This is a genomic window from Pseudoxanthomonas sacheonensis, assembly GCF_031455975.1.
Classification (GTDB): domain Bacteria; phylum Pseudomonadota; class Gammaproteobacteria; order Xanthomonadales; family Xanthomonadaceae; genus Pseudoxanthomonas_A; species Pseudoxanthomonas_A sacheonensis_A.
The window spans coordinates 344,300-366,782 of the sequence record NZ_JAVDTT010000001.1 but is presented as its reverse complement, the minus strand read 5'-3'; the positions used below and the strand labels follow the sequence as shown (position 1 = coordinate 366,782).

The following is a 22,483-nucleotide window of genomic DNA, read 5'->3' as shown; positions in this document are numbered from 1 at the left end:
CATCACTTGGCAACCACATTGGCTTGGAGCACTACAACGGCGCGGTCGGAACTGGCGGCAGGGCTGTGACTGCGAGCGATAACGCGATACATGGCTTCCTGCACCACGCCACCGCCGCCGCCGCCGTACTGAGTGGAGCCGGCACTGGAATCCAGTCCAAGTTCATCACTGCTGTCGCGCAACCCCATGTACTGGACGTAATACTGCGGAGCGCCGGCCGAATTATTGGCTGTCGTCAACTGATCCTGCGCGTTGAACCAGCAGTCGGACGTCAGCACCGTACCGGTGCAGACTGTGCCGCCGGAATAAAGATTGGCCGGCATCGCGCAGCTAGCATCGACTATGCCCGTAACACCACCGCGTGCCGGATCGTTGCCGCACTTGACACCGATCACCCAGCCGTTTCCTTCCGCCACGATGACATCGCGGACTCTCTCCTCGCCTTCGCGCAGCGCTGACTCGGCTTGCTGGAAGGCCAAGCTGCGGTCGTACATGTTGGCGCTCATTCTTTCTTCGAGGAGTGTGCCACGCAGCACCGCCAGCCCAAGCAGGGTCATGATCAGCAACAAGATCAGCACCACCACCAACGATGCACCGCCTTGGCTGCCAAAAGAAGTGTTCGACTGGTTTTTCATAGCACCCTGTTCCGCAAGGTAATGACGTTTTCTATCGTGCGCGTGATCGGCTGGCGACTGGTTCCATCGGTACCCGACACCTCCGTCTCGCGGAGTATCAACGTCACACGTGCCGCCCTCACTTCGTTCCAAGCGGCAGCCGTGGTCAGAGCACTTGCATTTACGTAGCCTGCGCTTGGTGTCAAATACTGGACCTGCATATCGTCCACGCCTTGCACCACTTCCTCCGCAGTGCCGCCGTTGACTTGCCGGTAAAGCGAATGACCATTCGACGCATTGCCGTCCGGGTCGCGAACGAACCAGCGCACACCTTCCAAGGCACTGAGTGTTGCGAACTTGGGGAACTGATAAGCGGTCGATGCACCCGCGCATGTGCCTGCGTTCGGTTGCGGGAAATAGTTGCAGGCATTACCACCTGCGCCGGCACCAAAGCTGACCGTGCCGTTGGCGCCGGAAATGCTGCTGGCACCATTCGCCTTGAAGACCCCGAGGGTCTTCATGTCGCAGATCATGATCGCCGCACCGCTGGTGTAAGCAGGTGTACCCGGCGAATACGTGGCACTTGCTGAACCAGCCGTGGTATCGGCAGTGAGACTACGAATATCATCGGCCGGACGCAGGACTTGGATCACGTCGGTATTCGCCACATGAGTCGGTCCGCCGGACTCGAAGCCGTATAGCGGTCGAGCGACCGCCAAGTACCAGTCGGTCCCCGTCGGTGTTGCGGCTGCACCGCCCTCGATGATGTTTCCAGCCACCAAGGCCGAGTCGCATGGATTGCCGCCGGCTTCGCGAATGTCGCGGGACATGAGTTCGAACGCCACCTGCGAACTCTCCTGCACGCGGCCAAGCCCCTGGGTGGCCATATAAGCCTGTTTATTGGACAGGAAAATGCCGATCGCCGTCGAAACGACCAGCAGGCCCAGCACCAAGGCAATCATCAGCTCAATCAAGCTGAAACCCGCCTGCATGCGCCTTTGATTACGGATCATGTGCTGCTTGTTCATAGCGCAGCCACCGTGACGACCTGACGTGACGCGCCACCTAGTCCCGTTGAAGTTGCCGTCCCGTTCGTATTCGACGTGCTGCCACGGCTGTCGTCCCATTGCACCATCACCGTACAGGTCCCTCCCCCGATGCTGTTAGCTACGCACGAGACCCGCCCACAGGTGGTTTCATCGGCTGCTGTTCCCACAGTCTGCTTCAATGCGGCTAGCCAATTATTGACTTCCGCCTGCGCAGCCTGCTGTCCTGCTGGACTGCCGGAAACCGGCGTAGATGCAGTGCATTGCGCGGTGGAGCCGGCGGTGTTGTAGTAACCCGCAACGGCATCCACCCGATTGGCACGCATTACATCCAAGATGGCGTAAGTCTGGATCACCGCTTGACTGCGTTCGAGCGAACTCTGGCCGTTACGCAAAGCAGTAGCCTGCATGGCGGCGATACCAAGCAGGCCGACCCCCATGATCAGCACCGCAATCATCACCTCGAGCAGTCCGGCGCCCCGTTGTGTACGAGCACCAGCACAATGGACGGCAGTACGAGCGGACCTGGCTGGGAAATTCACCAATCGGATCATGGGCAGCTCCCGGGCGTGGAGTGGGCGCCGGCAACGGCATTGAGGCGACTGCCACCCACCATGCTGACAGTGCGAGTGTTCTGCGGTGGAAGCGCAGTAGGAATGCAGACGGTGAAGTTGGTGGCGAGCAGCCCACCGGTGGAGTTGCGCGCCAAACCGTCCGAACGGAAATCAACATTGGCGACGTCAGAGGTCACTTCCATTGGCGCCTTGGGGGTGAAGTCGCGAAGGATCTCGGGGGTAGCGGCGGGGACGACTACCAGCCAACGGCTCCAATCACCTACGGCAGACGCGCAGGTCGCTCCGTCCGTGGTACGGCACAGACGCACGGTACGATTGCGTCGAACGGCTTCTGACCTGGCGAGTTGGAAGTCAGCTATTAGGCTATTGGCCTGAGTCGTCAGTCGGTTGTTGTTGACAACCGAAGTTAAACTCGGCATCGCCATCGCGACCACAATCGCGAATACAGCCATTGCGATCAGCAGTTCAACCAAAGTGAAGCCAGCTGCCAGCGAAGCTGGCGACCCCCCGACTGCACGTGCGGATACGGTGTTGCCGCCCAGCATGTCAACTTCCCCAAGTTATCGATGTGCCACCCTAAGACGTGCCGCGGCAAAGCACCAGATCGCAGCCGATGGACGGGCATGTGGCGCACTCCAGCGGTTCGCAGCCCTGTCTTTTGTGACCGCCGCAAGGGCATCATGCCCCCTGCACCGGACCACGCCCTAACCAATCAATGCCAGCGAGCCAGTCAGTCAGCCCCACCCCTCTGGATGTCCTGTGGCAGGCCAACGTGCTCGCCTGGGTCGTGCTTGCGGGTGAAGGAGTCGCTGTGGTCTTGACCTTGGCGGCCCGCAATCAGGGTGACGGCTGGATCTACTTTGCCCTGACATCGATGGCCATCCAGTGGGTGTCGTTGCTCACGCTGGCGGAACTTTACCTCCTGCGCAGATCACTGAATCCGCTGCGCCCGCAATACGTTGCCTATGTGGCATTGGGACTGCTGCTGATCAATACCTGTGTAGTCACAGGGGCTGCCTGGTTGCTCGTGCGCGACTTATGGTCCATGACACAAGGTGGCTGGCAATCGCTTTTCCTGCGCCTGTCCGGGATAGCGTTAACCGTCGGTCTGCTGGGCCTGGCTGCATTCCTCAACCACTGGCGGGCACGTCAACTGGCCGTACGCGCCAAACAATCGGAACTGGAGTCGCTACAGGCACGGATTCGGCCGCATTTCCTGTTCAACACGCTTAATGCCGGCGCAGCACTGATACATGCGCGTCCTGGAGAGGCTGAGCGCCTGCTGCTGGATCTGGCTGACCTATTTCGCGCCGCACTCGCCGGTCCAAGCGAACTACCGCTGTCAGAAGAACTGACATTGGCGCAGCGCTATCTGGAAATCGAAAAGCTGCGCTTTGGCGAACGCTTGCGCGTGCAATGGCAACTACCCGACACATTACCGCTAGTCGATGTGCCCACATTGTCGATCCAGCCGCTGGTAGAGAACGCCATTCGACATGGCGTGGAACCCGCTACCGGAGGCGGGGAAATCTGCATAGAAGTCACTCAGCAAGCAGGCTGGGTACTAATCACCATCAGCAACGCGTTGCCGGAATCAGCCGCGCTTGCCACTAAGGGACACCAAGTGGGGCTGAACTCAGTGCGCGCACGTGTGACGGCACTGACCCATGGACGTGGCAGCGTGGAAACCACGATGGCGGACGGGCGCTACATCGCAGTCATCCGCTTGCCTTTGCTCGCTTGATATCGTCCGGCATCAGGCTGGAGGGAAGAGCGGGCGCTGGGTCAGGCCAACACCCGATAGCACGGCTTGTATTCGCCCGCGATCTTCATCCGCCGCTGTTCGACAAACGCACGCAATAGCGCGTCCAGCGCCTGCATCATGTCCGCGTCGCCGTGGATTTCGAAGGGGCCGAATTGCTCGATGCGGCGCATGCCGTCTTCCTTGACGTTGCCGGCGACGATGCCGGAGAAGGCCCGACGCAAGTCGGCGGCCAGCGCATGCGCCGGACGGCCGTGGTGCAAGTCCAATGCGGCCATGGCTTCATGCGAGGGAACGAAAGGCTGCTGGTATTCCAGCGGCACGTCGATGGCCCAGTTGAAGAAGAACGAATCCTTGTGCGCGATGCGGTATTCGCGCACGCGTTTGATGCCTGCGGTCATTTTCTTGGCGACCGCAACCGGGTCGCCGGTGATGATCTCGTAACGCGCAGCGGCGGCATCGCCCAGAGTCAGGCGGATGAATTTGTCGATCTGTTCGAAATACGGCGCTGCGATCGTTGGACCGGTGAGGATCAGCGGGAACGGCAGGCCGGCGTTCTCCTCACGCAGAAGTATGCCGAGCAGATAGAGGATTTCCTCTGCGGTGCCCACGCCGCCCGGAAACACCAGAATCCCGTGACCGACGCGCACGAACGCTTCGAGACGCTTCTCGATATCCGGCATGATCACCAGGTGGTTGACGATGGGGTTCGGCGACTCCGCGGCGATGATGCCGGGTTCGGTGATGCCGATGTATCGCGTGGTACGGCGGCGCTGCTTGGCATGGGCGATGGTGGCGCCTTTCATCGGGCCCTTCATCGCGCCGGGACCGCAACCCGTGCAGATGTCCAGCCCGCGCAGACCCAACTCGTAACCTACCTGCTTGGTGTAGATGTATTCGTCGCGCGAGATGGAATGCCCGCCCCAGCACACCACCAGGTTGGGATCGGCCGGCTTGAGGATGCGGGCGTTGCGCAGCAGGCCGAACACGGCGTTGGTGATGCCGACGGAGGATTCCAATTCCCCCTCGTGTTCCGGCCCCAGCTCGATGGCGGTATAAGCCAGGTCGCGCACAACCGCGAACAGCAGCTCGGCCACGCCGCGGATGATCTCGCCATCCACGAACGCCATGGCCGGCGCATTGACCAGGTCGATGCGTACGCCGCGGTCCTGCTGCAGCACCTGGATGTCGAAATCCGGATAGAGATCGCGCGCCGCGCGCGGATCGTCCGACGCGCTGCCGCTGGTCAGCACCGCCAGCGCGCAACGCCGCAACAGCTCGTGCATGCCGCCGCTCGATGCGTCGCGCAGCCGGGCCACTTCCACGCGGGACAGCACATCCAGACCGCCGCGCGGGTAGATCCGCGCGTCCTGTACCGGCAACGCCCTCGGTGCCGTTTCGCTCATATTCGTATCCATGCTTGTCTTTTTATAGGGCCAGAACTGTAGCGCAGTCGGCCCCACAAAAGAAAACGGCCGGATAATCCGGCCGTTTTCCGACAAGCATGCTGACAATCAGAACTCGTACTTCAGACCCACCTGGAGGGACCACTGCGAAATGCCATTGGTCTGGCTATCGGCGTTGGTCGGGATACCCAGCGCGGTGGCCTGGCCGAACTCCGTGCCGCTGCGGTAACCGTAGACATACTTGCCATCGTAGATGCCCTGCAAGGTGGCCACTGCATTGTTGGCATTGAAGCCATAGTCGATGATGTGGCCCCAGTCTTTGTTCAGCAGGTTGCCGACGTTCTGGATATCCAGCCAGATCTTCGATTTGTGGCCCTTGAAGAAACCGGGCAGTTCCTGGCTGATGCGTACGTCGAAGGTGTTGACCCAACCCGACGTAAAGCCGTTTTCCGGAGCGTATCTGCCCTTATAACGGCTCAACCCTTCCTGGCTCTCCAGCCAAGTCCAGAAAGCTTGTTCCATTGCCGCGTTGGCAGTGAAGGTAGGCGCAGCCTGGGTGCCGCCGATCGAACCGAACAGCACATCGCCGGGACCTGCCGGCACATAGAACAGGTCGTTGAAGGTGCGGTTGTCGCCGTTGGCGTCGCCGGAGAAGATATAGCTGTACGGTCGACCGCTACGGCCTTCGTAGAACAGTCCTACTTGGGTGGAGTAGTCGCCGAAGAACTTGTGTGACCAGTTCAGCGCGCCGCTGAACCGATCCCTGATCTCGTAGCGCGCGGTGCTGACCGTTTCGTCGTTGACGTTGAAGCCCAACTGGCCGCCATAGCCGGAACCGGCGGTCGAACTGGTCAGCGCGCCCACTTCCTCCGCATTGGTGTAGGTATAACCTAAGCTCCACGACCAGTCGCTTTCAGCACTGAACGGCTTGCTCAGCGACACGGTGAACTGCTGGCCCTTGCCCTGTTCGGTGTTCTCGAGCAGATAAACGTCGCCGAAGTAGCTGTTGTTCTGGAAACGTGCCTGCGGCGACTGAGCACTCGGGGTGCCGCTAGGCACAACCCAATCGGGCCTTGCCGGGTTCCAGTACAGCGTGCGGCCATCGGGACCGACGAAGCCCGGTCCCACGTTCAAAGTGCGATAGAACAGGCCGTTCTTCACGTCGGTCAGCAGCAACTCGGCCGATGCGACGATGCCGTGCCACGGGGTCTCCACGTCGATGGCCAGGTTAGCCTTCCACACCGACGGCAGCTCGAAGTTGTCGGCGATCACATTGACGTTGCGGACGGGACGGCTCGTTCCCGGGATCGTCGGATTCAGGCCATCGGCGGTGAACGGCACGTTTTCCCAGTCAGTGACGTTGCTGTAGGCGACGTAATTCAGGCCGGTGCTGTTGTACGCGTTGCCGACCCACACCTGCGGTGCGTCGCCCTGGAATAGACCGATGCCGCCACGCAACTGCGCCGGGCGCTCCCAGTCGAAGGTGTAGTTGAAGCCGAAGCGGGGCTGGATGATGTAATCGCCGTTGAACGTAGTGGTGTTGTCCAAACCAAAACCGCCATTCGGGCAATCGGCGGGACCGGCGCCGTTGGCAACCCGCGCCGAGGCGAAGCAGGCATTGGAGGCCGGATCGGGACTGGCATCGGGCTTATCGGCGCGCAGGCCGAAGGTCAGAGTCAGGTTGGACGTCGCATACCACGTGTCCTGGATGAACACTCCCAGGTTCTTGTTGGTATAGACCGCCGGAATCGCACCGGGGTTGGTGGGGTTGGTTTGCAGGTCGTAATCGAAGTACTCGCCACGCAGCAACGCACCGAAGTCGCGGGTACCGGTGGCTTCGTCAATGGGGACGTAGAAGCTGTAGTTGCCCCAATAGTCCTGCAGGAAGAAATTGTAAATCTCGTTTTCGCTGTACTCAGCGCCGAACTTGATGTCGTGATCGCCGACGGTCCAAGTGGCAGCGCCGAAGTAGTTCCACGTTTCGGTCCGCAGTGCGTTACCCATCGAACTGCGCTCGGTGCCAAGCCGGATCGCATCGCCTTGGTCGGGGCGGTTGTCTTCGTTGTCGTCGTCGAAATAGACCTGGATGGTCGGCGCCGTCGTCGGATTGACGCGGATCGCCGAGTAGTCGCGATACGACACCTTGAATTCGGTGGAGAAGGTGTCGGTCCAGTCACTGAACAGCTGACCGACATAACTTTCCACGATCTTCGCGTGGTTGAACCAGTTGGAACTCAGGGACAGAACGCTGGCAGTGGAGGCTTCCGGACGTACGCGGGTTTGCTCAAGCTTGCTATAGCGTAGATTTGCGCGGTGGTTTTCGTTGATATTCCAGTCCAGCTTCAGCGCGTATTCCTCCAACTCGGTATCGCCGCCGCCGGTCAAGCTACCAGGCTCGAAACCCCACTCATCACGGGCGATGCGCTGTACCTCCGCCAGGTCCGCCGCGTTGAAGTCGGCGCCGCCCGCATTGAGCGGGTTAACACCCTGACTCTGGCCGGCCGGGCCTATATCGGTCTGCTTGAACTTCTCGTAGTTGGCGAAGAAGAACAGCTTGTCTTTGACGATGGGGCCGCCCAGGGTGATACCCCACGTCGATTCGTCCCTGTATTCGTCAAAAGGCAGACCGGTGACGTCCGTCGTGCTGCCTGCGATCCGGGCCGGATAGTCGCCGAACCAGTCTCCGTCGCGGTAGGTGCCGTAGACCGAGCCGTGGAATTCGTTGGTACCGGACTTGGTGACCGCGTTGACGTTGGCGCCCGCGGCGCCGGCCATAGTGACGTCGTAGTTGGACAGGTTGATGTCGATGGCTTCGATGGCCTCCATCGACACCGGCTGGCGCTGGGTCGGCATGTTGTTGCCTTCAATGCCGAAAGTATCGCTGGCCGAGACGCCGTCGATGGTGATCTTGTTGAAGCGCGGATTCTGGCCGCCGGCGCTGATGCTGCCCGAGGCGCGGTCGGTGAAGGCCACACGCGGGTCCAGGCGCATGTAATCCTGGATGTTGCCGTTCATCGAAGGCAACGCATCGATCGTGCGCTGATCGACGCTGGTGCCTGACCCCATCTTGGTGGCGCTGAATACTTCCGAGCCACCGGCGATGCCCACTGCGGTCACGGTTTCAAGCGTAGCCACATCGCCACCGGCGAGGGTGGCATCGACGGTGCTGACTTGGTTCAAGGTGAGATAGATGTTCTCCTCTGTATCGGCGCCCGCACCCGCCTTGACCACACTGATCGTGTAAGGGCCACCGACGCGCAGGCCGCGCGCGTTGTAGCGACCGCTTGCATCGGTGGTGGCGCGGCTGACCGTACCGGATTCGACGTGGGTAATGGTCACTTCGGCCCCGGCGACGGGGTTGCCGTCGCTACCGGTGACCAGGCCGCCGACACCCGAGGAGGTGCTCTGCGCGAAAGAAGGCGCTGCTGCGAGCGCGACCACAAGACCAATGGCGATCTTGGACATCCGGAAACGGGATTGATTCATTTGATAAGCCTCGGATACGAGTTAGGCGATGGCGGTAAAAAGCAAAAGCTGGCGCGATCCCAGGTGGAATCACTAGCGCTGGATGAAGCCCCTGACCCCGTGAGCTGCGTCACTGGGTTAACAACAGATTAACACGATAGACAGCCGTTATTACCGTGTTATGACAAGTTTCTGCGCTGCACCATGGCGGTGAAACGCCTTTGCTGAAGCGACTAAATGTTGGGCGGCGAGAGTTTCAGATAAGTCCCTATTCCATCTAGGAACATCTGTACCGAGATGGCCACCAGCAGCATGCCCATGAGCCTTTCCAGCGCGATCAGGGCGCTGCGCCCCAGCCATTTGTAAAGCAGGGTCGCGGAAAACAGGATGGCGGCGGTGGCGCCCCAGGCGACCATCAGAGCCAGGCTCCAATCCCAGAGCCGGCCTGGTTCGTTGCTGCCCATCAGCATTACCGCGGCCATGCCCGAAGGACCGGCCACCAGCGGAATGGCCAGCGGCACGATAAAAGGCTCGCCGCCGGGCAGTTCGCCCATCAACCCTTCCGGCCGCGGGAAAATCATGCGGATGCCGATCAGGAACAACACGATGCCGCCGGCGATCTGCACCGATTCCTGGCGCAGGTGCATCAATTCCAGCGCGTATTTCCCGCCCCAGAGAAATCCCATCAGGACCGCCAGCGCGATCAACAGCTCACGCGCCAGCACGATGCGCTGACGCTTGGGCGCCAGCGGTTTCAGCACGCTGAGGAAAACCGGGATGTTGCCCAACGGATCCAGGATAAGGAACAGAAGCAGCGCGGCCGACAGCACGGTCACGCGCGAACGCTCCAGATTTCACCGCGGTGGACAGCGCCGGCAGATGACAGCAAGGTGACACAGGCGTCGGCATAGTCGGCCGGGTCGCGCGCCTGCGCATCTTCGTCCTCGGCATAGGCCTTGGCGCGCAGGGAGGTGCGCATGGGGCCGGGCTGCAGGGCCGAGACCCTGACACTGGAATTGACCAGTTCCGCATGCAACATGCCCACCATCGCCCCCAGGCCATGTTGAGCCAACCCGTAGCCGCCCCAGTACGCCTGCCCTACGCGACTCATGTCATCCAGCGCGAACACCAGCGCCGCATCTGGAGCCTGCTTGAGCAACGGCAGGCACGCCTGCGACAGCCACCACGGCGCGGTGAGGTTGACGTGCACGGCGCGGGCGAAGTTGGCCGGGTCCGTATGCTCCAACGGGGTGAGTCCGCGGAATTCGGCGGCGCAATGCAGCACGCCGTCCAGCCGGCCCAGTTCGCGCTGGAGGCGGTCCGCCATTTCGGCGTAGTCGTCCGGAGCGGCGCCTTCCAGATCCAGCGGATAAAGCAAAGGCTCGGGCCCCAGCTTCGCGCACGCATCGTAGACACGATTCAATTTGGGCGGCTTGCGCCCCAGCAGGACCATGGTGGCGCCCGCACCCGCGCAGGCCTGCGCCGCGGCGCTGCCCAGACCGCCTTGCGCACCGCTGACCAGCACCACCCTTCCCTGCAGCGCGCCTGTTTTGCGGGTCGGAAGAGCAAGCAGACTCACTGCGCCGCAGCCTCCGACACGATGCGCTGCAATTCACCCGACTCGAACAATTCCAGGGTGATGTCGCAACCGCCGATAAGCTCGCCATGGATGAAGAGCTGGGGGAAGGTCGGCCAATTGGAGAAACGCGGCAGATTGGCGCGGATCTCGGGCTCTTCCAGCACGTTGACCGTATGCACTTCGCCGGCACCGGCGCTCTTGAGCGCATGCATCGCTCGGCTGGAGAAGCCGCACATGGGGAACTGCGGCGTGCCTTTCATGAAAAGGACGATGGGGTGGGCCTCGACTTCGGCCTGGATGCGTTCCATCACCGGCATGGTGTTTTCTCCTGCGTTGACGGCCTGCAAACCGTGGTCGGGTAAACTCCCATTGTAAGCCTTCGCACGGCCCCGCCGCTGCGTCGAACCCTCCACGTCCCGCCCCGCCTAGCACAGCAAAGGAAAAGCCATGGCCATCGAACTCCCCCCGCTTCCCTACGACCGCACCGCGCTTGAGCCGCATATTTCCGGCGAGACCATCGACTTCCACTACGGCAAGCACCACAAGACCTATGTGGACAACCTCAACAAGCTGATCGAGGGCACCGAGTTCGCCAACCTGCCGCTGGAGGACATCATCCGCAAGTCGCAGGGCGGCATGTTCAACAACGCCGCGCAGATCTGGAACCACACCTTCTACTGGAACGGCCTCAAGCCGGCCTCGGAAGGCGGCGGCGGCGAACCCGGCGGCAAGGTGGCCGAACTGATCAACAAGGCCTTCGGCGATTTCGCCAAATTCAAGGAAGAATTCACCAAGACCGCCATCGGCACCTTCGGTTCGGGCTGGGGCTGGCTGGTGCAGCGCCCGGACGGCTCGCTGGCCCTGGTCAGCACGTCCAACGCCGCTACCCCGCTGACCGGCGACGACACCCCGCTGCTGACCATCGACGTGTGGGAACACGCGTACTACATCGACTACCGCAATGCGCGGCCGAAGTATGTCGAGTCGTTCTGGGCGCTGGTCAATTGGGACTTCGTGGCCGCTAATCTGCGCTGAGTCCGCACTGCAAGACGCGAAGGCCGGGCATGTCCCGGCCTTCTTTTTGTGCACGGCCTGAACAGCCCGTCACGTTCCCAACGGAAACCCAACAGACTGCAAGCAGCCCGTCAACGCGAACAGCTCCTGCCGGTTTATCCGCTCGTGGTTCCCACGAAACAGGAGAGCGAGATGAAAGCTTCACGATGGCTGATGGTTTCCACCCTGATGGCCGCTGCCGTTTTCAGCGGCGACGTATTTGCGGCCAAGCGCGATCGCGACAACAACCCGCCCGGCCCCGCTGGCGGCCCCGGCTCCAACTGGGAAAATCCGCCAGGCTGGAAAGGCGGCCCCGGCGCTTCGCCCAACTACCGCTACTACCGCCATAACGGCAAACGCTACAAGTTCACCATCAGCAAGAACGGCTACTACTACAACGCCGGCTATGGCTATTGGCATCCGCGATACGGTTTGTGGAATCAAGCGCGTCGGTGCTGGCTGGACTTCGACAACAATCCGCCCGGTCCCATCGGCGGACGCGGCACCAACTGGGAAAACCCGCCGGGTTGGCGCGGTGGTCCCGGCGTATCGCCGGATCGCTTCGGTCGCTGCCGATAAACGAACGACGCATACGAACGAGGCCGGGAATTCCCGGCCTCGTTGCTATCCCGTTACGGAATTCCGCATCCGATTACTGCAGCGCCTTCAACACCGGGTCGACTTGCGGCATGCGCTGCAATCCGCCGCCCACGCGCTCCAGAGCAGCCGACAGTTCGCCCGCCGAATCGTCGCGCAAGGTCGCATGCCCCACCTTGCGCCCGCCGCGCGGCAACTTGCCGTAGTCGTGCCAGTGGCCAGCAGGTTCGGCCAACACGGTGTTGCGATCGGGCAGCTCGCCTATCCAGTTGAGCATGCAGGCATGACCGAGCATGCGCGTGTCGCCGAGCGGCAGACCGAGCACGGCACGCAGATGGTTCTCAAACTGCGAAGTCTCCGCGCCTTCGATGGTCCAATGCCCGGAGTTGTGCACGCGCGGCGCCATTTCGTTGGCCAGCCATTGCCCGTCTTTGCAGAACAGTTCGAGCGCGAACACTCCCACGTAATCCAAAGCTTCGGCCAGTTGATTGGCGTAACCGTAAGCGAGCTGCGCAAGTCCGTCGTCGATCGTGGCCGGCGCCAGGCTGGCGGACAACACTCCGTCCACATGCCAGTTCTCGGTCAACGGCCAGGTGCGGAATTCGCCATCGCGGCCGCGTACGGCCACCACCGACAACTCGCGCTGGAAGGGGATGAAGGCTTCGACGATCAGCCCCACCGCTTCTGCCTGCGCGTCCGCTTGCGCGCCCAGCGCCTGCCAGGCCGCTTCGATGTCGCCTGCCGATTTGATGCGGAACTGACCCTTGCCGTCATAGCCCAAGCGCCGCGTCTTGAGGATGCACGGGCCGCCGATACGCGCGACTTCCGCCTCCAGTCCGGCGCGCGTGGACACCGCGGCGTATTCGCCGACCGGAATGCCCAAGCTACGGAACAGATTCTTTTCCACCAGCCGATCCTGGGCCACGGAGAGCGCACGCGGATTGGGAAACACCGGCACGCGCGTGGCCAGCCATTCGGCGCTTTCCGCCGGCACGTTCTCGAAATCGAAAGTGGCCACATCCACCCTGGAGGCGAATTCGGCCAATGCCGCTTCATCGCGGTAGTCGCCCACCAACAGCGGCGCGAACTGACCCGCGCAGGCGTCGGCTTCGGTATCCATGACCAGGAAACGCAGCCCAAGGGGCGCGCCGGAAAGGGCGAGCATGCGGGCCAACTGCCCGCCTCCCAGTATCCCGACCGTGGTCATTACGCCGACGGTCCGGAACTTGAGACGGGAAGCCGCGGATCGTCGTTGGCCGTCACCTCATCGCTCTGCTTGCCGCGGAACGCGTCCAGCGCACTGGCGATGCCGGCGTACTGCGGCGCCAGCAGCGCGGCCGCGAACAAAGCGGCGTTGGAGGCCCCGGCATTGCCGATCGCGAAGGTCGCCACGGGAATGCCGGCCGGCATCTGCACGATCGACAGCAGCGAATCCATCCCGTTGAGCGCCTTCGACTGCACCGGCACGCCCAGCACCGGAACCGCGGTCTTGGCCGCCAGCATGCCCGGCAGGTGCGCAGCGCCGCCGGCGCCGGCGATGATGGCGCGCAGACCACGCGACGCCGCTGCCTCGGCATAGGAAAACAGCACGTCGGGCGTGCGGTGCGCGGAAACCACTTTCACTTCGTAAGGCACGCCCAGCGCATCGAGTTTCTGCGCGGCGTGCTGCATGGTCTCCCAGTCGGAACGGGAGCCCATCACTATGCCGACCAGCGGGCTGGGAACTGTGGCGGTCATGCCGTCCTCTCAGAAGTGGAGTCTCAGAACTGGGCCTCAGAAGTGAAGCAGGCGCTCACTGTCTGCGGTCGCAAAGGCTTATTCTAGGGCATCTTCCCGCTTGACTACGGACGAATGGACCGCAAATTGCTCGATATCCTGTGCTGCCCCACCACGCGCCAGTCGCTGGCCCTGCTCGATTCGCAGGGCCTGGATGCGTTGAACCGCGCCATCGGCGCCGGAGGGGTCAAGCGCGCCGACGACACCGTGCAAACCGAGCCGCTGCGCGAAGCCTTGCTGACCCGCGACCGCAAGACGGTCTACCGCGTCGACGACGGCATCCCGGTGCTGCTGGCCGAGGAAGCCATCGCCACCGCCCAGATCGAAGGCTTCCCTGCCTGATGCCGCAGGATTTCTCTCCGCCGCCGGCAGAAGTCATTGCCGAAGACGTAGCGCGCGCACTGGCCGAAGACCTGGGCAGCGGCGACGTGACCGCTGCGCTGCTGCCGGACGTGGCCGACATCGCCTATCTGTTGTGCAAGGAAGAGGCTGTGGTCGCGGGACGCCCCTGGTTCGACGCCTGCCATCGTGCGCTGGACTCCGACGTAGCGATCGAATGGCGCGTGCAGGAAGGCGAACGCGTCCCTGCCGGCACCGTACTGGCCACGCTGTCCGGCCGCGCTCGCGCTTTGGTCAGTGGCGAGCGCGCGAGCCTGAATTTCATGCAGACCCTCTCCGGCACGGCGACCACGACCGCGGCTTATGTAGAGGCGGTACGCGGCACGCGGGCGAAGATCCTGGATACGCGTAAGACGCTTCCCGGCCTGCGCCTGGCCCAGAAATATGCGGTGCGCTGCGGAGGCGGCAGCAACCATCGCATCGGCCTGTTCGACACGGTGATGCTGAAGGAAAACCACATCCGCGCCGCGGGTTCGCTGACTGCGGCAGTGCGGGCCGCGCGCGCGGCGCAACCGGCGCTGCCGCTGGTGGTGGAAGTCGAAAACCTGGCGCAGCTGCAGGAGGCGCTAGAAGTCGGCTGCGACCGCATCCTGATCGACGACTTCGACGCCGTCACGCGCCGCGAGGCGGTGCGTATCGCCAATGGCAGGATTCCGCTGGAAGTCTCCGGCGGCGTCAGTCTGGAAACGGTGCGGAGCGTCGCCGAGGACGGCGTGGATTGCATTTCCGTCGGCGGACTGACCAAGCACGTCCACGCCATCGACCTATCGTTGAAGCTCGGCCCTGCGCCGCGCTGATCGCCCATGCCTTCACTCATCCTGCTGATGATCGCCGGCGCCGCCGTTTTCGCTTACTGGAATGCGGCACGTGCCGCCGCGGAACACGCCAAACAGCTGGGCCGCGATGCATGCGCGGCGGCGCAAGTCATGTGGCTGGACGAGTCCGTACACGCAGCGGGGATAAGAGTGCGCCGCAGCGAGAACGGACGCCTGGGTTTCGAGCGCAGTTTCCGCTTCGAGTACTCCTACGATGGCGTCGACCGCCATATCGGCAGGATGGTGTTGCGCGGAGAGAAACTGGTGTCGTTCATCGGACCGGCGAAACCCTCGGCCACCCCGATCAATCTGCATTGATCGCGAGCGCGGGAGCGTTACTTCACCACGCGTAGATGCGGACGCTTCCCGGTCGTCGGCGCGTCTTCGGCCGGAGTCGTCGGCGAAGGCGGCTCATCGTCGCCCTCGGGGCCGGTCGCCCCTGCGATGTCGTCCGGCAAGGCCATACCCTGCCCGGTTTCGCGCGCATAGATGGCCAGCACCGCCGAAATAGGCACCAGCACCGGATAACTGACGCCGCCGAAGCGCGCACTGAAGCTGACCGAACTGTTGTCTATCTGCAGCCGAACCACCGCGCGCTCGGCGATGTTCAATACCACCTTGCCTTCCTTGACCGCGCTGGGTGGGACCTGCACGCCGGGCTGGGTCGCATCGACCAGCAGATGCGGGGTCATGTCGTTGTCGGCGATCCACTGGGACAACGCCCGCAACAGGTACGGGCGATGGCTGGTCATGCGCGGTGTTTCCTCGGTCATGCGAATACTCTAGCGCTCTGAGCCCCTCTCCCACCCGGCGCCCGAAGGGTGTGCACCGCTGAGAGGGGTTGGGGTGAGGGTACAGCGAAGTCGGCAAAATCTGAATTGCGACGACGCTTCAGCGAGCACCTTGATCTTGGTTGGTTCGAGGCGAGTATGAGCACCCTGACTTCTCCGAACCCTCATCCGGCGCTTCGCGCCACCTTCTCCCGGGGGAGAAGGGAACGAGCTTACGCCGGAATCTCGCGCAGGCGTTTTTCCTGGTCGGTCAGGCTGCGCAGGAATCCCGGATTACGGAAGATCCGGTTGCCGTAGTCCTCGATGGACTTGCCGTCCTTGGGCAGCGGGATATCCAGCGACGGCAGGCGCCAGATGATCGGCGCCATGGCGCAGTCGGCCAGGCTCATTTCCGGATTCAGGAAGAATTTGCTGGCCTTGAACAGCGGCACCGACGCGGTGAGCAACTCCTTCAGGCGTTTGCGGCCGGCCTCGGCCTGGGCCTTGTTGCCCAGTTGGATGGCCTGCACTTGCGGCACCCAGTCGTGCTCGATGCGCAGCATGGCCAGGCGCAGGCGCGCGCGGGAAAGCGGGTCCACCGGCATCAGCGGCGGATGCGGATAGCGCTCGTCCAGGTACTCGCTGACCACCGAGGCGGCGTACAGCACCAGGTCGCGCTCCACCAGGGTGGGCACGGAATGGTAGGGGTTGAGGTCGATCAGATCTTCGGGCGGGTTCTGCGCATCCACCGGAACCAGGTCGTAGGTCACGCCCTTGGCGGCGAGCACCAGCCGTACGCGGTGGCACAGCACGTCATCGGTGGAAGAAAACAACGTCAAGGTATTTCGCATACGCGGACTCGCAGCCATCAGGCTCTCCGACGACCGGAACCGCCGGTCGCATCGACGCCGCCAGCCCTCTGCTGACAGTCGCCACGGCCCCGAGTACGTATCTCTCCGCCAGGCCTGCTCTCCGGCCTGCCCCGTGACCCGCGCGGACAAGCGCGGGCCGGCGGAAAAATACGCTTAGTGCACGTCTTTCCAGTATTCCTGCTTGAGCAGGAAGGCCAGGAAGGTGAGCGCCACCAGGAACAAGACCACCCACACGCCCATGCTCTGGCGTTTGAGGGCGGCAGGTTCGCCGGCGTACTCGAGGAAGTTGGTGATGTCGCGAGCGGTCTGGTCGAACTGGGCCGGGGTCTGCGTACCCGGCTGAGTCACCTTCAATGCCTCGACATGGCGCTCGCCGATGGCATCCGGCTTGCTCATTTCGGCATGCTGCAGGCCTTGCATCCGCCACAGCGGATTGGGCATGGACGCGTTCGGGAACAGCTTGTTGTTCCAGCCCAGCGGACGGCTTTCGTCCAGATAGAACGACTTCAGATAGGTATAGATCCAGTCGCTGCCGCGGACCCGCGCGATCAGGCTCAGGTCGGGCGGCATCTTGCCGAACCACTTGGTGGCCGGGTCGTGCGGCATCGATACCTTGATCTGTTCGCCGAACTTGGCGCCGGTGAAGTTGAGGTTGGTCATCACCTCTTCTTCGCTCAGCCCCAGATCTTCGGCCATGCGCGAATAGCGCAGGTATTTGAGCGAGTGGCAGCCGGAGCAGTAGTTCATGTACAGCTGCGCGCCACGCTGCAGCGAGGCGCGATCGCTGAGGTCGTTGCCGGCCTGCAGGGTGTTGCCGCCTTCGGAAGCGAACACCGACAGCGATAGCAACAGTCCACCGGTGAACACGGCCAGACGCGATGCGAGATTCCGCGGGAGCAGGTTCTTAGTCATGCGTCGTCACCCGTTCCGGCACCGGCTTGGTCTTGTCTAGCTTGGTCCATAGCGGCATGGTGATGAAGAAAGCGAAATAGAGGAAGGTCAGCACGCGGCCGATGATGGTCTCGACCGGATCGGTACCCGGACCGGCGCCGATCTTGCCCAGCCATACGAAGCAGATGGCGAGCACGCCCAGCGCGACTTTGGAAATCCAGCCGCGGTAGCGCACCGACTTCACCTTGGCCTTGTCCAGCCACGGCACCAGGAACAGGATGGCGATCGCCGAGAACATCACCAGGACGCCGCTCAACTTGTGGGGGATAACCCGCAACATCGCGTAGTACGGGGTGTAGTACCAGACCGGCTTGATGTGTTCCGGCGTGACCAAGCGGTTGGCCTCGGTGAAATTGTCGTGCTCCAGGAACCAGCCGCCGAACGCCGGCGCGAAGAAGATGATGAACGCAGCGATGATCAGCAGGAAGCCCACGCCGACCAGGTCCTTGACCGTGTAGTACGGGTGGAACGGAATGCCGTCGGCCGGCTTGGTCGCATCCCAGCGGTTGCCTTTGGGACCGTACTTGATGTCCACACCGTCGGGGTTGTTGGAACCCACCTCATGCAGTGCGCCCAGGTGCAGCACCACCAGCAGCAACAGCACCAGCGGCATGGCGATCACATGCAGGGCGAAGAAGCGGTTGAGGGTGGCGTCGCCGGGCAGGTAGTCGCCCATGATCCATTCGGTCAGGCCGTTGCCGATCACCGGAATGGCGCCGAACAGCGAGATGATGACCTTGGCGCCCCAGAACGACATCTGACCCCACGGCAGCACGTAGCCCATGAAGGCCTCGGCCATCAGCACCAGATAGATCAGCATGCCCAGGATCCACACCAGCTCGCGCGGCTTCTGGTAGCTGCCGTAGATCAGGCCGCGGAACATGTGCAGGTAGACCACGATGAAGAATAGCGAAGCGCCGGTGCTGTGCATGTAGCGGATCAGCCAGCCCCATTCGACGTCGCGCATGATGTATTCGACCGACGAGAACGCTTCGGCCGCGGACGGCTTGAAGTGCATCGTCAGGAAAATGCCGGTGACGATCTGGTTGACCAGCACCAGCAGGGCCAGCGAGCCCATGTAGTACCAGAAATTGAAGTTCTTCGGCGCGTAGTACTCGGTCATGTGCTTGCGATACACGGGCATGAAGCCCGGCGCGCGCGCGGTGAACCAGTCCCAGACGCCGTCTGCGGTGCGGAGGAGGATGTTCTTCGCCATGACTTACGCAGTCCCCTTCGGATCCAGGCCGACCACGATGGTGTTGTCGTCCTGATAGTAGTGCGGCGGCACCAGCAGATTGATCGGTGCGGGAACGCCCTGGAAGACGCGTCCCGACATATCGAAGCGCGACTTGTGGCAGGGGCAGAAGTAACCGCCTTTCCAGTCGGGGTCGTACGGCTCGGGCTTGATCTCGGCGACCATTTCCGGCGAACAACCCAGGTGCGTGCACAGGCCGACCAGCACGGAAATCTCCGGCTTGACCGAACGGAACTCCGGGTTGCCCTTCAATACGTACTCGGGCTGCTGGTCCTTGTTGGTCGACTCGGGGTCGCGCAGGCGGCTGTCGAGGGTCGGCAACGCGTCCAGAATCGCCTTCGAGCGTTTGACGATCCAGATCGGCTGACCGCGCCATTCCAAGACCAGGCGCTGGCCTTCCTGCAAGCCGGTCAGATCGGCGGTTACCGGGGCGCCGGCCAGCTTGGCTTGCGCGCTCGGGTTCCACGACTTGATGAACGGTACTGCTGCAAAACCGGCACCGACCGCACCAACCACAGCCGTGGTTGCGGTCAGGAACCGGCGTCGGCCCGTATTTACAGGCTCATTGACCCCATCATTGGCCATCCGGCACTCCGAAACTTTCAAATAGGTAGCGTAAGGCTGCCAAAGCCGACGCCATAACCCCGGCGCGGCCGCAAAAGACGGGAAATTGTAACGGAAGCCTTAATCAGCCGACAACGTTGGCCGGAAAATCAATGACTTGAAAGCGCCGCAGGACCTGCAGCGGTTCAACGTGCGCCGATGGACCCGCGGTAACGATCGGCCAGCACGCCCACTCGCGCCACGTAGCGCTGGGTTTCCTGGTACGGCGGTACGCCGCCATGGCGATCCACCGCTCCCTCGCCCGCGTTGTAACCGGCGGCGGCGAGAGTGAGGTTGCCGTTGAACCGCTTCAGCAACCAGGCCAGATATTGCACGCCGCCGCGGATGTTCTGACTGGCGTCGTACGAGTCGGTGACGCCGAAACGGCGCGCCGTGGCCGGCATCAGCTGCATCAGGCCTTGCGCGCCCGCGTGCGAAAGCGCCATGGGGTTGAACGAGGACTCGGCGTGGATGATGGCGCGCACGATGGCTTCGTCCACGCCGTAGTCGCGCGCCGCAGCGGAAATTTCGGCCTGGTAAGCCGCGGTGTTCAGACGAAGGGTGCCGAAATTGACGCCCGGATTGGCGGCGCAGGCGAAACAGGTTTCGATGAAGCTGTATTTGATGGTGCGTACGCTGGCCACGACGCCCGCGCCCTTGGGCCGTGCGCTGGTGTAGTGGCGCACACCGTCCTTGATGTAGGAATACACCTGTCCGCTGACCACGCGCCGGGTGTTGCCGTAAGCAGGAGCAGGCTTGGAGGCCGCCGGCAATGCAGCGGGGACGATGGCGCCAGCGACGGTCGACTCAGGCCTGGTGATCATGGCGCCCGAACTGGCTGCGCCCAACGCGGTCGTCGGAGTGGCAGGCACCGATACGCTGCTGACTGGCCGCGAAACCGACGCGGATCGGCTGTCCGGCGTATAGCGGCTGATCACCTCGCAGCTCGCACCGCCGACACGCTTGCTGACGTAGTTGGGTACGCCATCGGCGCCAGTGCACTTGTACAGGGTGCCTGCGCTGGCCGGCAATGCGGTCAACGCCAACAGAGCCACCAGCAACGGCAGCACGTATCTCTGAGAAGCCCCCTTCATGCCCGGGAGTGTCCCAACTTCATGACCAGTTGCCAAGTCCTTGTCCGACAAAAGGATTTCCCCAGGAAGCGGAGGGTGACCCACTTCTCATTTGCATGCGCCGGGATGGCTGCAGCGGTTTCCCAATAGAACGACGATTTCCGGCAGTTCCGGCCGTCTGACCCCGGGAGACCCATTGAACCCGTGGGAGCGGCGTCCCGCCGCGAGCTCTCGCTGCCAGTCAGGCGGTGCCTGCCCTGAATCAAAGGGAGAACAGGTGGCCGAATGGCTTTAACCGATCGGAAGGCCTGGCCCTTAGGGCCCAGGAGCTCGCGGCGGGACGCCGCTCCCACGATCTGCTCCAACGGTACCGCTCCGTTAAACTGTGCGCCTCTTCCGCCAACCCGCCTGGATTACCCACCATGCCCGGGATCGCCAATCCTACTGCGTCCGCTCCGGACGGCATTACCCTGCCCCCTGCTCCGCTGGACCACGGTCAACCCACTGCCGTCCTGCCCGCGCGCGGAAAGCTCTACATCAAGACCCACGGTTGCCAGATGAACGAGTACGACTCGTCCAAGATGGCCGACGTGCTGGCCGATTCGGATGGTCTGGAGCTGACCGACAACCCCGAAGACGCCGATGTCATCCTGATCAACACCTGCTCGATCCGCGAGAAGGCGCAGGAAAAGGTGTTCAGCCAGCTGGGCCGCTGGAAGTCGTTGAAGAAGGACGGCAAACCGGTGCTGATCGGCGTCGGCGGCTGCGTGGCCTCGCAGGAAGGCGCCGCCATCGTCAAGCGCGCGCCTTACGTGGATCTGGTGTTCGGACCGCAGACCCTGCACCGTCTGCCCGAGCTGATCCGCGAACGCCGCGCTTCCGGCAAGCCGCAGGTGGACATCAGCTTCCCCGAGATCGAAAAGTTCGACCGCCTGCCCGAACCCCGCGCCGAAGGTCCCAGCGCGTTCGTCTCCATCATGGAAGGCTGCAGCAAGTACTGCAGCTTCTGCGTGGTGCCCTATACCCGTGGCGAGGAAGTGAGCCGGCCGTTCGAGGATGTGCTGGTGGAAATCGCCCAGCTCGCCGCGCAAGGCGTGCGCGAGATCAACCTGCTGGGCCAGAACGTCAACGCCTATCGCGGCTCTTATGGCGAAGGCGAAATCGCCGACTTGGGCCTGTTGATCCGCACCATGGCCGAGATCGACGGCATCGACCGCATCCGCTTCACCACCTCGCATCCGCTCGAGTTCTCCGACTCGCTGATCGAGGCCTATCGCGACGTGCCGCAGCTGGCCAACTACCTGCACCTGCCCGTGCAGGCTGGCAGCGACCGCATCCTGGCGGCGATGAAACGCGGCTACACCACGCTGGAGTTCAAACAGAAGATCCGCAAGCTGCGCGCGGTGCGTCCGGATATTTCCATCTCCTCGGATTTCATCGTCGGCTTCCCTGGCGAAACCGATGCGGATTTCGACAAGACCATGAAGCTGATCGAGGACGTGGGCTTCGACCAGTCCTATTCGTTCATCTACTCGCGCAGACCGGGCACGCCTGCCGCGGATCTGGAAGACGACACCCCGGATGCGGTGAAGCACGAGCGCTTGGCGCGGCTGCAGACAGCCGTCAACGCCAACTCGACCCGGATCTCGCAATCCATGCTCGGCAGCGTGCAGCGCGTGTTGGTGGAACGACACAGCACCCGGGATGCATCCGAACTCACCGGCCGCACCGAGAACATGCGCTATGTGAACTTTCCAGGCAATGCCAGATTGATCGGACAGTTCGTCGAAGTGGAGATCACCGAGGTGATGGCCAACTCACTTCGCGGAACATTGAAGATCGACTGACGGCCGTAGGAGCGACGTAAGTCGC

24 protein-coding genes are annotated in these 22,483 nt (G+C 62.7%); 7 read left to right on the top strand and 17 right to left on the bottom strand.

Annotated features, from left to right (window positions below):
* Positions 1-2: 2 nt before the first annotated feature.
* From J2W94_RS01700 to J2W94_RS01685, 4 genes are read right to left on the bottom strand one after another with little or no spacing between them, the layout of a single operon-like run.
* A complete protein-coding gene (locus J2W94_RS01700) occupies positions 3-635 on the bottom strand; it encodes a pilus assembly PilX family protein (RefSeq protein WP_310089904.1) in 633 nt (210 codons plus the stop codon).
* On the bottom strand, positions 632-1,642 hold the full coding sequence (locus J2W94_RS01695) for a PilW family protein (RefSeq protein WP_310089903.1): 1,011 nt from the start codon (positions 1,640-1,642) through the stop codon (positions 632-634). The genes J2W94_RS01700 and J2W94_RS01695 overlap by 4 nt, the downstream gene beginning before the upstream one ends.
* A complete protein-coding gene (pilV, locus tag J2W94_RS01690; protein ID WP_310089902.1) occupies positions 1,639-2,214 on the bottom strand; it encodes a type IV pilus modification protein PilV in 576 nt (191 codons plus the stop codon). Before pilV ends, J2W94_RS01695 begins: the two co-directional genes overlap by 4 nt.
* A complete protein-coding gene (locus tag J2W94_RS01685; protein WP_310089901.1) occupies positions 2,211-2,780 on the bottom strand; it encodes a GspH/FimT family pseudopilin in 570 nt (189 codons plus the stop codon). Before J2W94_RS01685 ends, pilV begins: the two co-directional genes overlap by 4 nt.
* Before the next feature lie 170 nt (positions 2,781-2,950).
* Between J2W94_RS01685 and J2W94_RS01680 the strand changes: the two genes are divergently transcribed.
* Positions 2,951-3,979, top strand: a complete 1,029-nt coding sequence (locus J2W94_RS01680) for a sensor histidine kinase (RefSeq protein WP_430540533.1) — start codon at positions 2,951-2,953, stop codon at positions 3,977-3,979.
* 41 nt (positions 3,980-4,020) lie between these two features.
* On the opposite strand, the gene ppnN is transcribed toward J2W94_RS01680, so the two are convergent.
* The 5 genes from ppnN to grxD form a co-directional block, all read right to left on the bottom strand.
* On the bottom strand, positions 4,021-5,403 hold the full coding sequence (ppnN, locus tag J2W94_RS01675; RefSeq protein ID WP_430540532.1) for a nucleotide 5'-monophosphate nucleosidase PpnN: 1,383 nt from the start codon (positions 5,401-5,403) through the stop codon (positions 4,021-4,023).
* A gap of 108 nt (positions 5,404-5,511) precedes the next feature.
* A complete protein-coding gene (locus J2W94_RS01670) occupies positions 5,512-8,889 on the bottom strand; it encodes a TonB-dependent receptor (protein WP_310089895.1) in 3,378 nt (1,125 codons plus the stop codon).
* Between the two features lie 212 nt (positions 8,890-9,101).
* A complete protein-coding gene (locus tag J2W94_RS01665) occupies positions 9,102-9,704 on the bottom strand; it encodes a YhgN family NAAT transporter (protein WP_310089894.1) in 603 nt (200 codons plus the stop codon).
* Complete coding sequence (locus J2W94_RS01660) at positions 9,701-10,447, bottom strand: SDR family NAD(P)-dependent oxidoreductase (protein WP_310089893.1); 747 nt, start codon at positions 10,445-10,447, stop codon at positions 9,701-9,703. The genes J2W94_RS01665 and J2W94_RS01660 overlap by 4 nt, the downstream gene beginning before the upstream one ends.
* Positions 10,444-10,764, bottom strand: coding sequence for a Grx4 family monothiol glutaredoxin (grxD, locus tag J2W94_RS01655; RefSeq protein WP_310089892.1), 321 nt, complete (start codon positions 10,762-10,764; stop codon positions 10,444-10,446). Before grxD ends, J2W94_RS01660 begins: the two co-directional genes overlap by 4 nt.
* Before the next feature lie 130 nt (positions 10,765-10,894).
* Here grxD and J2W94_RS01650 point away from each other — a divergent pair, with 130 nt between their 5' ends.
* Positions 10,895-11,482 (top strand): superoxide dismutase, encoded by a 588-nt coding sequence (locus tag J2W94_RS01650; RefSeq protein WP_310089891.1) that lies wholly within the window; start codon positions 10,895-10,897, stop codon positions 11,480-11,482.
* Between the two features lie 171 nt (positions 11,483-11,653).
* Positions 11,654-12,079 carry a hypothetical protein gene (locus J2W94_RS01645; protein ID WP_310089890.1) on the top strand — a complete coding sequence of 142 codons (426 nt, stop codon included), beginning with the start codon at positions 11,654-11,656 and terminating at the stop codon, positions 12,077-12,079.
* Positions 12,080-12,152: 73 nt separating this feature from the next.
* Here the strand turns inward: J2W94_RS01645 and J2W94_RS01640 are convergent, their stop codons facing one another.
* Both J2W94_RS01640 and purE read right to left on the bottom strand, forming a co-directional pair.
* Positions 12,153-13,304, bottom strand: a complete 1,152-nt coding sequence (locus J2W94_RS01640) for a 5-(carboxyamino)imidazole ribonucleotide synthase (RefSeq protein WP_310089889.1) — start codon at positions 13,302-13,304, stop codon at positions 12,153-12,155.
* Complete coding sequence (gene purE / locus J2W94_RS01635) at positions 13,304-13,834, bottom strand: 5-(carboxyamino)imidazole ribonucleotide mutase (protein WP_310089888.1); 531 nt, start codon at positions 13,832-13,834, stop codon at positions 13,304-13,306. Before purE ends, J2W94_RS01640 begins: the two co-directional genes overlap by 1 nt.
* Before the next feature lie 114 nt (positions 13,835-13,948).
* On the opposite strand from purE, the gene J2W94_RS01630 reads away from it, so the two are divergent.
* Genes J2W94_RS01630 through J2W94_RS01620 form a run of 3 tightly spaced genes read left to right on the top strand, consistent with a single transcriptional unit; the run spans position 13,949 to position 15,405 of the window.
* On the top strand, positions 13,949-14,215 hold the full coding sequence (locus J2W94_RS01630) for a Trm112 family protein (RefSeq protein ID WP_310089887.1): 267 nt from the start codon (positions 13,949-13,951) through the stop codon (positions 14,213-14,215).
* On the top strand, positions 14,215-15,069 hold the full coding sequence (gene nadC, locus J2W94_RS01625; RefSeq protein WP_310089886.1) for a carboxylating nicotinate-nucleotide diphosphorylase: 855 nt from the start codon (positions 14,215-14,217) through the stop codon (positions 15,067-15,069). The genes J2W94_RS01630 and nadC overlap by 1 nt, the downstream gene beginning before the upstream one ends.
* A 6-nt stretch (positions 15,070-15,075) precedes the next feature.
* Positions 15,076-15,405: a DUF3301 domain-containing protein gene (locus tag J2W94_RS01620; protein ID WP_310089885.1), complete on the top strand. Its 330-nt coding sequence runs from the start codon at positions 15,076-15,078 to the stop codon at positions 15,403-15,405.
* Between the two features lie 17 nt (positions 15,406-15,422).
* Here J2W94_RS01620 and J2W94_RS01615 read toward each other — a convergent pair whose 3' ends face one another.
* The 6 genes from J2W94_RS01615 to J2W94_RS01590 form a co-directional block, all read right to left on the bottom strand.
* Positions 15,423-15,860 carry a ClpXP protease specificity-enhancing factor gene (locus J2W94_RS01615; RefSeq protein ID WP_310089884.1) on the bottom strand — a complete coding sequence of 146 codons (438 nt, stop codon included), beginning with the start codon at positions 15,858-15,860 and terminating at the stop codon, positions 15,423-15,425.
* A 230-nt stretch (positions 15,861-16,090) separates the two neighbouring features.
* Positions 16,091-16,726, bottom strand: coding sequence for a glutathione S-transferase N-terminal domain-containing protein (locus J2W94_RS01610; protein ID WP_093281783.1), 636 nt, complete (start codon positions 16,724-16,726; stop codon positions 16,091-16,093).
* Between the two features lie 156 nt (positions 16,727-16,882).
* The gene (locus J2W94_RS01605; protein ID WP_310089883.1) at positions 16,883-17,641 is read right to left on the bottom strand and encodes a cytochrome c1; all 759 of its coding nucleotides are present in this window, start codon (positions 17,639-17,641) and stop codon (positions 16,883-16,885) included.
* Entirely contained in the window at positions 17,634-18,896 is a 1,263-nt protein-coding gene (locus J2W94_RS01600) for a cytochrome b (protein ID WP_310089882.1), read from the bottom strand. Before J2W94_RS01600 ends, J2W94_RS01605 begins: the two co-directional genes overlap by 8 nt.
* A 3-nt stretch (positions 18,897-18,899) precedes the next feature.
* Complete coding sequence (gene petA, locus J2W94_RS01595; protein ID WP_310089881.1) at positions 18,900-19,520, bottom strand: ubiquinol-cytochrome c reductase iron-sulfur subunit; 621 nt, start codon at positions 19,518-19,520, stop codon at positions 18,900-18,902.
* Between the two features lie 164 nt (positions 19,521-19,684).
* Positions 19,685-20,632: a lytic transglycosylase domain-containing protein gene (locus tag J2W94_RS01590; protein ID WP_310089880.1), complete on the bottom strand. Its 948-nt coding sequence runs from the start codon at positions 20,630-20,632 to the stop codon at positions 19,685-19,687.
* Positions 20,633-21,033: 401 nt separating this feature from the next.
* Between J2W94_RS01590 and miaB the strand changes: the two genes are divergently transcribed.
* A complete protein-coding gene (gene miaB, locus J2W94_RS01585; protein ID WP_310089879.1) occupies positions 21,034-22,458 on the top strand; it encodes a tRNA (N6-isopentenyl adenosine(37)-C2)-methylthiotransferase MiaB in 1,425 nt (474 codons plus the stop codon).
* Positions 22,459-22,483: the final 25 nt, after the last annotated feature.

Coding starts and splice junctions, on each gene's coding strand:
- pilV (WP_310089902.1), bottom strand. CDS start 2,214: ATGATCCGATTGGTGAATTTCCCAGCCAGGTCCGCTCGTACTGCCGTC.
- J2W94_RS01640 (WP_310089889.1), bottom strand. CDS start 13,304: ATGACCACGGTCGGGATACTGGGAGGCGGGCAGTTGGCCCGCATGCTC.
- J2W94_RS01695 (WP_310089903.1), bottom strand. CDS start 1,642: ATGAACAAGCAGCACATGATCCGTAATCAAAGGCGCATGCAGGCGGGT.
- J2W94_RS01645 (WP_310089890.1), top strand. CDS start 11,654: ATGAAAGCTTCACGATGGCTGATGGTTTCCACCCTGATGGCCGCTGCC.
- J2W94_RS01650 (WP_310089891.1), top strand. CDS start 10,895: ATGGCCATCGAACTCCCCCCGCTTCCCTACGACCGCACCGCGCTTGAG.
- purE (WP_310089888.1), bottom strand. CDS start 13,834: ATGACCGCCACAGTTCCCAGCCCGCTGGTCGGCATAGTGATGGGCTCC.
- J2W94_RS01605 (WP_310089883.1), bottom strand. CDS start 17,641: ATGACTAAGAACCTGCTCCCGCGGAATCTCGCATCGCGTCTGGCCGTG.
- J2W94_RS01610 (WP_093281783.1), bottom strand. CDS start 16,726: ATGGCTGCGAGTCCGCGTATGCGAAATACCTTGACGTTGTTTTCTTCC.
- grxD (WP_310089892.1), bottom strand. CDS start 10,764: ATGCCGGTGATGGAACGCATCCAGGCCGAAGTCGAGGCCCACCCCATC.
- J2W94_RS01600 (WP_310089882.1), bottom strand. CDS start 18,896: ATGGCGAAGAACATCCTCCTCCGCACCGCAGACGGCGTCTGGGACTGG.
- ppnN (WP_430540532.1), bottom strand. CDS start 5,403: ATGAGCGAAACGGCACCGAGGGCGTTGCCGGTACAGGACGCGCGGATC.
- petA (WP_310089881.1), bottom strand. CDS start 19,520: ATGGCCAATGATGGGGTCAATGAGCCTGTAAATACGGGCCGACGCCGG.
- J2W94_RS01590 (WP_310089880.1), bottom strand. CDS start 20,632: ATGAAGGGGGCTTCTCAGAGATACGTGCTGCCGTTGCTGGTGGCTCTG.
- J2W94_RS01620 (WP_310089885.1), top strand. CDS start 15,076: ATGCCTTCACTCATCCTGCTGATGATCGCCGGCGCCGCCGTTTTCGCT.
- J2W94_RS01670 (WP_310089895.1), bottom strand. CDS start 8,889: ATGAATCAATCCCGTTTCCGGATGTCCAAGATCGCCATTGGTCTTGTG.
- J2W94_RS01680 (WP_430540533.1), top strand. CDS start 2,951: ATGCCAGCGAGCCAGTCAGTCAGCCCCACCCCTCTGGATGTCCTGTGG.
- J2W94_RS01630 (WP_310089887.1), top strand. CDS start 13,949: ATGGACCGCAAATTGCTCGATATCCTGTGCTGCCCCACCACGCGCCAG.
- J2W94_RS01700 (WP_310089904.1), bottom strand. CDS start 635: ATGAAAAACCAGTCGAACACTTCTTTTGGCAGCCAAGGCGGTGCATCG.
- J2W94_RS01615 (WP_310089884.1), bottom strand. CDS start 15,860: ATGACCGAGGAAACACCGCGCATGACCAGCCATCGCCCGTACCTGTTG.
- J2W94_RS01685 (WP_310089901.1), bottom strand. CDS start 2,780: ATGCTGGGCGGCAACACCGTATCCGCACGTGCAGTCGGGGGGTCGCCA.
- nadC (WP_310089886.1), top strand. CDS start 14,215: ATGCCGCAGGATTTCTCTCCGCCGCCGGCAGAAGTCATTGCCGAAGAC.
- miaB (WP_310089879.1), top strand. CDS start 21,034: ATGCCCGGGATCGCCAATCCTACTGCGTCCGCTCCGGACGGCATTACC.